This is a genomic window from Candidatus Deferrimicrobiaceae bacterium, from assembly GCA_035256765.1.
Classification (GTDB): domain Bacteria; phylum Desulfobacterota; class Deferrimicrobia; order Deferrimicrobiales; family Deferrimicrobiaceae; genus CSP1-8.
Genome location: DATEXR010000171.1, coordinates 1 through 8940, shown reverse-complemented (window position 1 = coordinate 8940; position 8940 = coordinate 1). Strand labels below are relative to the sequence as shown.

General features: G+C 61.1%; 8 protein-coding genes. All 8 read right to left on the bottom strand.

The window, feature by feature from the left end; genetic code table 11:
- Positions 1-426: 426 nt before the first annotated feature.
- The 8 genes from VJ307_05915 to VJ307_05880 all read right to left on the bottom strand — a co-directional run bounded on the left by VJ307_05915 (position 427) and on the right by VJ307_05880 (position 8611).
- A complete protein-coding gene (locus tag VJ307_05915) occupies positions 427-1152 on the bottom strand; it encodes a glycine cleavage system protein H (protein ID HJX73675.1) in 726 nt (241 codons plus the stop codon).
- A complete protein-coding gene (gene nrfD, locus VJ307_05910; GenBank protein HJX73674.1) occupies positions 1131-2414 on the bottom strand; it encodes an NrfD/PsrC family molybdoenzyme membrane anchor subunit in 1284 nt (427 codons plus the stop codon). The genes VJ307_05915 and nrfD overlap by 22 nt, the downstream gene beginning before the upstream one ends.
- A complete protein-coding gene (locus VJ307_05905) occupies positions 2398-3285 on the bottom strand; it encodes a 4Fe-4S dicluster domain-containing protein (protein HJX73673.1) in 888 nt (295 codons plus the stop codon). The genes nrfD and VJ307_05905 overlap by 17 nt, the downstream gene beginning before the upstream one ends.
- Before the next feature lie 45 nt (positions 3286-3330).
- Positions 3331-4023 (bottom strand): glycine cleavage system protein H, encoded by a 693-nt coding sequence (locus VJ307_05900; protein HJX73672.1) that lies wholly within the window; start codon positions 4021-4023, stop codon positions 3331-3333.
- Positions 4024-4030: 7 nt separating this feature from the next.
- Positions 4031-4744 (bottom strand): glycine cleavage system protein H, encoded by a 714-nt coding sequence (locus VJ307_05895; GenBank protein ID HJX73671.1) that lies wholly within the window; start codon positions 4742-4744, stop codon positions 4031-4033.
- A gap of 337 nt (positions 4745-5081) precedes the next feature.
- Positions 5082-6440 (bottom strand): sigma-54 dependent transcriptional regulator, encoded by a 1359-nt coding sequence (locus tag VJ307_05890; protein HJX73670.1) that lies wholly within the window; start codon positions 6438-6440, stop codon positions 5082-5084.
- Positions 6425-6973 (bottom strand): archaemetzincin family Zn-dependent metalloprotease, encoded by a 549-nt coding sequence (locus tag VJ307_05885; protein ID HJX73669.1) that lies wholly within the window; start codon positions 6971-6973, stop codon positions 6425-6427. The genes VJ307_05890 and VJ307_05885 overlap by 16 nt, the downstream gene beginning before the upstream one ends.
- Before the next feature lie 33 nt (positions 6974-7006).
- Positions 7007-8611, bottom strand: coding sequence for an ATP-binding protein (locus VJ307_05880; protein ID HJX73668.1), 1605 nt, complete (start codon positions 8609-8611; stop codon positions 7007-7009).
- Between the last annotated feature and the right edge of the window lie 329 nt (positions 8612-8940).

The window sequence follows — 8940 nt, the reverse complement described above, 5'->3', positions numbered from 1 at the left end:
TCGAGAATCTGTTTTCATCCACAGCGCTATACAGGACGCTCGCTCTCTTTTTCGAGTATCCGGAAGAACCGCTCAACCCGAGGCTGATTTCCCGGTATACGAGAACCGACATAAAAAGCGTCGTCAGGGAGATCAAGAAATTGGAAGAAATAGGAATCATCCGCGGATGGCCTACCGGGCAATACCGGTTTTATCTCCTTGACCGGGATCACCCGGTTCACGATGGCCTCCGGTCCCTTTTCGCCGCAATAAGCGGGAAGCGAACATTCCGGTTCCATGATCCGGCTCTCCGAATGTGGGATCAGGAGAAGGAATGGTGAGGGGGAACGCTTGCGGATCCGCTGGATAAAGGTTGGCCCCTGGGTTGCCGGATTCCCTCCGGTTTCTCGCTCATGCGACCGGATTCCATCCCGGTCGATGGCCTGATCAGGACATCCCTTCCGTGAGGAACTGTTCCCTCACCTTCGTTTCCCAGCCTTCCCCGTACATCGCCCGGGCGCTCACGGTGGTGGCGGCCCCTCCGTTCAGGTATACGGGCAGCGTGGTTCCGCCGTCCTGGTAGAGCGGTCCCAGGTTCCCTCCCATCGTGTGACGAAGTTCGTGCAGGGCCTCTTCCGTCCACCTCCGCGCGAGGCGTCCCGTGAGCAGGTTCGTCCGGTTCGCCGCGAGCCTCGCCGGGCGGACCTTGAGCAGCCAGCCCTTTTCGTACGGGTCCTCGTTGACGATTTCCGGGGAGCGCGCGGCTTCCTCGTTCACCGCCACGACCTCGCCGTCGAGCGGGGAGAGCATGGGGATGGCCTGGGCGCCCGCCCGGAGGACCCACCCCTTCTCCCCCTGGGCCAGCCTGGACCCGACGGAGGGCAGATCGATGAAATCGACCTTCCCGACGAGCTTCTGGGCGAAGTCGTCCAGGCCCACGGTCACGACACCCTCGTTCCCGGCTTTCACCCATCCGTGCCCCTGGTGGAAGAGAAACTCCCTGGGGACCCGGAACCACTCGAAGAACTCCGCGGTGTGCCTTGCCTCCCTGGGTTCCTCTCCCCGGAGCGCAACGTACCAGGAGAATAACACGAACGTGGCCAGGAACCCGATGACGATCAGGTACTCGATCCCTTTCGTAGCATAGATGTCTACGAAGCTGAAGCCTTCCATCTCACCACCTCCGCGACGGGGATAATCTCCTCCTTCGCTGCCTTCGGGTGTTCCGTGAAGACCGGCATCCTGTTGATCACCCAACGGAACACCCACAGTTCCATGCTGATGACGGCGAGCGTCACCCAGATCTCGATCCAGGAGGGGTAGTACCGGACCGGCGCGTACCACTTGAACGCGATGACGGATACGTTCAGCCGGTTGAGGATCACCCCGAGCGCCGTGAAGAACGACGTGAACTGGACGAGTCTCACGCTGCGCCTCCGGATCGCGGCCCCGAACAGGAAGATCGGGAGCACCACGAAGCCTACGACCTCCACCAGGTACCAGTAGCCCATCGGCGTGGCGAGCAGGTCCCAGTGCCCGCCGTGGACCATTTCGATGACCTTCAGGAACAGGTAGGCGAAAAGCGCGCCGATGCAACCCTTGGCGAGACCCAGGAGGATGTCGTCGTGGGAGGCGCGCAGGGTATTGCCGATCTTGTCATGGAAGACCTTATGGGTGAAGGTGCTCTCGATGATCACCATCGACAGCCCGGCGAAAATGCTCGACACGAAGAAGAGGACCGGGATGTAGTTCGAATACCACAGCGGGTGGATCTTGGCGGGCGCCAGAAGAAAGAGCGCCCCCAGCCCGGACTGGTGGAGCGTGGAGAGGGTGATGCCGAAGATGACCGTTACCATCGTCATCTTCTCCACGACCCTGCGGGCCTTCTCCCAGTTCAGCCACTCGGCGACGGCCGGGGAAAACTCGATGAACTCGCAGATTATGTACAGAAGAAAGTGCCACGCAATCAGGAAGAGGACCGAGCTAAAGCCGAACGAGTTGCCGATGATCGGGTTCACGACGTTCCAGGGGCGTCCCAGCTCGAGGAGCAGCGCCCCGGCGTAGAACACGTATGCGAGGAATCCGTTCAGGACCGTCACCCGGACGATCGGCTCGTACTTCTTTAATTTCATGATGTAGACGACGAAGGTCAGCACGTAGGCGCCCCCCGCGAAGGCCACGCCGACGAACAGGTTGAACCCTTTCAAGATCCCCCACGGGTAGTCCTGGGAGAGGTTCGTGACGGCCCCGAGACCCAAGTAGAACCGGATCGCGATCAGGGCGATCCCGACCACGATGATCGTGCCGGTGATGACGTTGAAGGGCGTCCCGATCTTCCCCTTCGGCTTCATCTCGGAAGCGAGGAACCGCGCGAACTCGCGGACGGCATGGAGGGCATTCCGCGCCCTCCCGGTGTCGTTATTCTTCCTCTTCATGGTTTTTCCCCTTGTTCCCGTTTTCGGCGAGATAGTTCAGGCCGATGAGGAGGGACGGCCACAAAACGAAGACAAGGGGGACGCCGTACAGGAATCCCGACGTGTGCTCCGGGTAGGGCGTCGTCCCCAGGTCGGTCCTTAACCCGAGCTTCTCGAACGGGACGGCGGAGAGGTACATGGTCCCGCTGCCACCGACCTCGTGCTCCCCGTAGATGTGGTGGACGTACTTGTCGGGGTTCTCGTAGATCCGGGTCCGGGCGATCTCGAGCAGATCCCTCCTCGTCCCGAAGAGGGAGGCGTTCTCGGGGCAGGCATCCACGCAGGCGGGACGCCCGCCGGCTTTCAGCCGGTCGTAGCAGAAGATGCACTTCCGGATGTACGGGAAGGCGCTTTCGTACTCGAACTTCGGTATGTTGTGGGGGCACGCGATCATGCAGTACCGGCACCCCATGCACCGGTCCTTGTGGTAGATGACCGGCCCTTCCAAGGTTTTTTCCATCGCTTTGGTCAGGCATGCCGAGGCGCAGGCGGGCTGGCAGCAGTGCAGGCACTGCCTCCGCACGAAGACCGGGCTGCCCGGGTTTTTCGCGTTCGGATAGCGGTTGAGCACCGTGAACGCGCCGGGGGAGGTGTCCCTCTTCTGCTCGAAGACGCTGTCGCTCGAGAAGGGGACCTCCGGTTTAGGCAACCCGTTCTGCTCGTTGCACGCCTCCTCACAGCTGCGGCAGCCGATGCATTTCGTCGTGTCGACCAGCATTCCGTAGAACTCGGTGCTGGCCATGGCCGCCTCCGAACGTCGGGGAGCGCCCGCAAGCAGGCTGCAGCCCGTCACGCCGGCAAGTTTCAGGAAATCCCGTCGGTTGACGCTCATCGGTATCCCTCCAGTCGTTATGGGGCCCCGTTCGGACCGGTGCCCCTACCGGAAGAACTTCCGGACCAGGAGCTGCAGGAGCTCCCCGTCGATCTTTTCCATGACTCCCTCGATGCAGTGGCCTCCGTCCTGCATCGTGATTCCCACTTCCGCCGGGGTCGCCCGGTGGAGCGTGATGAACTCGAGGAAGACCATCAGTTCCCTTTCGAGCCAGGCCGCGGCGTCCCCCGCGATCTTGAGCTTTTTGATGTTGTGCGTGAGATTGGTCGGCATCGCGGCGAGAAGCCAGGACGAATGATACGGGTCTTTGCTGATCCTCCCGGTGTCCGCGTTCACGCCGTCGTGCGCGGCGCTGACGATCCCGTCGACGGGGGAGACGAAGTCGATCTTCTTGCTCCCCTGGACCACGGTGAAGGCCTTTTCGCCCTGCCGGAGCAGCGTGCCGGGCCGGGGGAGCTCGATCCGGTCGATTCTCCCCATGATTCCCTGCGCGAAATCGTCGAGGCCGATCTGCGCCTCTCCCGACGGCGAAAGGTGGGCCCAGGTGTGCCCGCTATGGTAGAAAAGCCCCCCGGGAAGACGGAACTCGGGGAGCGCAACCGGCACGAGGGCGGCCCTCACCGCCGGTACGGCTCCGCCCGCCTTCTCTTTCACCCTTCTGCTCCACATCCGATACGCGAGTTCGATGAGGAGGAATGCGGCGATCGTTGCGAGTACGAGAATGAGCACCATTTCCATTACCTCCTTATCCCAGGAACAGGGCGACGATCCTGCTCCATTGCGCCTCGTTCAACCGGCTGCTGATGTCCGAAAGGGCTTCCCCCCCGTCCGTCGCGGTGATTCCCAGGTCGCTGCTGAACGTCCTTTGGAGCCTTTCCGCCTCCCAGCCGAGCCACTGTTGCGCCACGCTCCCGTGGTACAGGCGGGGGATCCATTCGCCGGCGACGTGCAACGAGAACAACCATCCCTCTTCATAGGGGTCGCGGTTGATGGTTGCCGGGTCGTCGACCACTTTCTTGTTGATCGCCCTGACGATTCCGTCGCCCGGCGCCACCATCCGGGCCGTCCTGTCGCCGGAGTGGAGGAGGAAGCAGACGCTGTTCTCCCGCACGGGGGAACCTTCCGGCGGGAGGGAGATTCGGTCGATCTTCCCGACGAGCCGCCGCGCAAAATCGTCCGCCCCCACTCTTGCCTCGGTCTCGTTTTCCTTCCCGGGGGCGACCCACACGTGGCGGGGATGGAAGTAGTAGTCGTGGCGGAGCAGGAAACCCCGCACGCTTTCCGTCATGGTTCCGGGACCTTCGAGCTCCCGGAAGGCGGAGCAGAGTCGGTGGTTCCCGGTGTGGCACATGCCTTTCGCCGAGATGGACCGGTCGAGCGGGATCATCTTCTTGACGGGAAAGGCCTTGCAATAAGTCACCGTCGTCATTTCGAGAAACGGGCACTTTTCATCGGACATCGGCGCACCCCTTTTTCCGCAGGCGGTATCCATCATGCGGTCCGGAAACCCATCCACGCCCCCATGGCGAGGTAAACGATGGCGAGGACGATGTATACCATTTTCTCCACCTCCTCTCTTGTCTCGCCCCTTTATATTGCAATGAGCGTGCCCGAACGGATGGAAGGAGAGAAAAGGCTCTTATTTCCCCGGAAAAATAGCGATTTCCAGTTGGCGGGGAAGGAGGGAAGGGACGGCCTGGGGAAGGGGAGTGTTGAAAATCTCTACAGTCTCCCTGTTGAAAAATTATCGCTAGTTTTTCCCGGTGGTTGCGGTGTTGAAGAATTCGCCGGCAAGTTTACGTATTCAACACGGGTTCCTTCTTCAATTCATATTTCCGGATCTTGTTGTAGAGCGTCACGCGGTCGATCCCGAGAACCTGGGCGGACCGGATGATGTTCCACTTGTTGTCGTGGAGGACCTGGCGAATATGCTCCTTTTCCATTTCGGAGAGGGACTTGCCGCGGCTGTTTTGCACCCCGGGCGCCTGCGGGAGGCTCAGGTCGGTATCGAGGATCATCCTCCCCTTCGTGACCACCATCGACCTCTCGATCACGTTCCGCAATTCGCGCGCGTTCCCCGGCCAGTGGTAGTCCATGAGCGTTCGCATGGCGGTCTCGGCCAGTCCATCGACATTCTTCCCCATCTCGATGTTGAACCGCTCGATGAAATGCTCCACGAGCAGGGGAATATCCTCCTTCCTTTCCCGGAGGGGGGGAATGTGGACCGAAATGACGTTCAGCCGGTAATAGAGATCCTCCCGGAACTTCCCTTCCTGGATCGCCTTCGCGAGATCCCGGTTCGTGGCGGCGATGATCCGGGAGGTGATCGGGATCAGCTGGGTCCCCCCGACGCGCCGGAACTCCCTCAGCTCGATGACCCCGAGCAGGTCCATCTGCAGTTTGAGGCTGATGTCGCCGATTTCGTCGAGAAAGAGGGTGCCGTCCTTGGCGAGCTCGATTTTTCCGCTCCGGGCCTGGTCCGCCCCCGTGAAAGCCCCCTTTTCGTACCCGAACAGTTCGCTCTCCAGCAGGCTCTCCGTAAGGGAGGCGCACGAAACCGACACGAAGGGCTCGTCCCGGCGAGGGCTTTCCATGTGGATGGCCCGGGACAGGAGCTCCTTCCCCGTTCCGCTCTCCCCCTGGACGAGCACGATCGAGTTGCTCTTCGCCACGGTTTTGACGAGCTCGAAGATCTCGATCATCTTGTGGTTCTTGCTCACCAGATCGTGGAGCCGGTACTGTTTCTTCAGCTCCTTCCGGAGATAGAGGTTCTCCTTCACCAGTTTCTGGTGCTCGATGATCTTCCGGATCGTCAGCGAGAGGTCTTCCGGGTTGAACGGCTTGACGATGTAGTCGTGGGCCCCCTTCTTCATCGCCTGCACGGCCGTGTCCACCGTCGCGTAGGCGGTCATGATGATCACGATCGTTTCGGGTTTGATTTTCCGGATCTCGTCCATCAGCTGGATCCCGTCCATGCCGGGCATTTTCAGGTCGACCATGGCCAGGTTCCAGTCCTTTTCGGGAAGACGCTCCAGCGCCCGGGGTCCGTTCTCGGCGGCGGCCACCTCGTATCCGTCCTCCTCGAGCCAGCTGGCCAGCGATTCCCGGACGATCTCCTCGTCGTCGACGATCAGGATGTTTACCTTCGATTCCATGGTTGCACCCTCCAGGTTTCGGTTTTCCCATACAGGGCGGAGTCGCAGCTTCCGCAATAGGTGATTCCTTTCCGGTCGACGTCCCGCACGGTGTTGGAGAGATACATGATGCACTCCCGGTCGTTGCAGTGGATGAGCCCGAAATTGTGGCCCAGTTCGTGGAGGGCCTCCTTGCACAGGCGCTCGACCAGGATCCCGTCGTCGGAGGCGAGCCCGTAGAACTCCTGCCTGAGCCTCGCCATCGCGACGATCGACGCCACCCCCCCCAGTTGGGCCTCGCCGAAGACGAAGGTCAAAATCGGGATGCACAGGTCCCTGTCGATGATCCCCAAGACCTTGATCGCGTCGGGAGGGGTTTCCTGGAGGATCTCCCTCAGGATCCGGGTGGAGTTGTACTGGTTCCTGCTTCGCTCATAGCTCCCTTCCGGCACGAGCATCGTCTTCATGAATCTCACCGGGACCGAGAGGTAATCCCGCAAATGGGCCTGCAGCCTCCGGAGCATGATGTCGGAGACCACCCCCACCGGCCGTATGTATATCGCTTCGTCGATTTCCCCGTTTCCTTGTCAGCTCGTCGGGAGGATGATGACCATCTGCGTCCCGCTCCCCGGTTTGCTCTTGACCTCGATCCTTCCGTTGTGCCGCGTGACGATCCCGTAGACGACGGAGAGCCCCAGGCCCGTCCCTTTCTCCTTGGTGGTGTAGAACGGGTCGAACACCCGGGGCAACTCCTCGTCGGAGATGCCGGGGCCGGTGTCGGCGAATACGACCGTCACCGTGTTCTTCTCCCTGTCGTGCCGGGACGTGATGGTGAGGGCCCCTCCTCCCTCCATGGCCTCGCAGGCGTTGATGATGAGGTTGATGAACACCTGCTTCATCTGCGCGGCATCCGCCGGGATGTCCGGCAGGGGCTCCATCTTTTTCTCGAGCGTGATGTTGGAGATGGCCAGCTTGTTCTTGACGATATTGATCGATTCCTCGACGAGAGAGTTGAGGTTGACCATCTTCCTGCTCAGATCCTTCGGGCGGGTGAAGTCGAGCAGGTTCTGGACGATCGCGCTCGTCCTCTGGACCTCCCGGCTCATCGTGGAGAGGTACTCCCGGAATTTCTCCATGTCGTGAGCCCCGTTTTTCCCCTCCTCGATCCTCCTCTCCATGAGCTTGATGTAGGTGAAGACTCCGGTCAGCGGGTTGTTGATCTCGTGGGCCACCGTCGCCGCGATCCTTCCCACCGCGGCCAGTTTCTCCGTATGCAACAGCTGGAACTGGGCGTCCTTGAGCTCCTGCGTCCGCTTCTCGACCTTCTGCTCCAGGGTCCGGATCCATTCATGGATCTCGTTGTTCGCCCGTTGCAGGCTCGCCGTCATCTGGTTGAACGAACGCGCGAGGTGTCCCATCTCGTCGTCCGAGTCGATGGGGATGACGTGGGTCAGATCCCCCCGGGCCACCCGGTCGGTCCCGAAGACGAGTTGCTTCACCGGTTTTCCCACGAAGACCAGGAGGGAGAACACGGCGATGATCGAGATCGAGAGGATCGACAAGAGGTTGAACGCGATGATCTGCTGGCGGGCGGAGTGCATCTCGGCGTCCACCCCGGCCAGCGACATCGTGATGTCGATCACGCCGAGAACTTTCTGGGATTCCGGGTGCGCATGGCATTCCGCGGAGGAGCAATTGCGGTCGTTGTACATCGGGTTGATCATGCCGAGGATCCGGGTTCCCTTTCCGGAAGAAAAGATCCGGTTTCTCGACGGAGTCTCGAGCTTCTCGATGGGGGTGTCCTTCGCGTGGCATGCGTAGCAGGCCTCCGCCTTCTTGTCCACCATGGTTCCCCGCTCGCCCTTGTCGGTCGAAAAGAGAATCGTGCCTTCGCTCCCGTAGATCCGGACTTTCTCGATCCCTTCCTGCTCCGCGATGGTCTCCATGATCCGGTACGCATTCTCCTTGCGGTTCCCGAGCATGTCGTACTGGATCGACTTCCGGATCGTCTCGCTCAGTTGAGTGGCGTTGTTGAGGATCGTTTCGTCGAGGTGCCTGGCCTGGACGTCCAGATACAGGAACGTGAAGAATCCGTTGGCCGCCAGGGTGGTGATGGCCACGCACAGAATGATCTTGGATTTGATGCTCTTGTACCACCGCACGCCTTCGGGAACGGCCCGGCCGGTCTGCATCCGCGGCGTCGTCGCAACAGGGGGGTCGGTTCCGCCCGGGGAGGGCGCGAAGGCGGTTTCGTCCGGAGGGGGTGTCTGTTCTGGGTGCATTCCGCGGCATCACTCCGAAAGGGTCCGCACGGCTTCCCTTATCTGTATGCAGGATACACTTCAGGGGGGAGAACACAAGCGGGGCGCCTCTTCCGGGGCTTAGTGCTCCATTTCACAAATACGGTTGCATTCGAGCGCCGCTGCATCCGCTCCCGCTTCGTTGCGCTTCTTCACCATACTCAACGGTATGCCTCAGTCGCGCGCCTCGCTGGCGCGGCGCATCGACGCTCTCGGTGCGA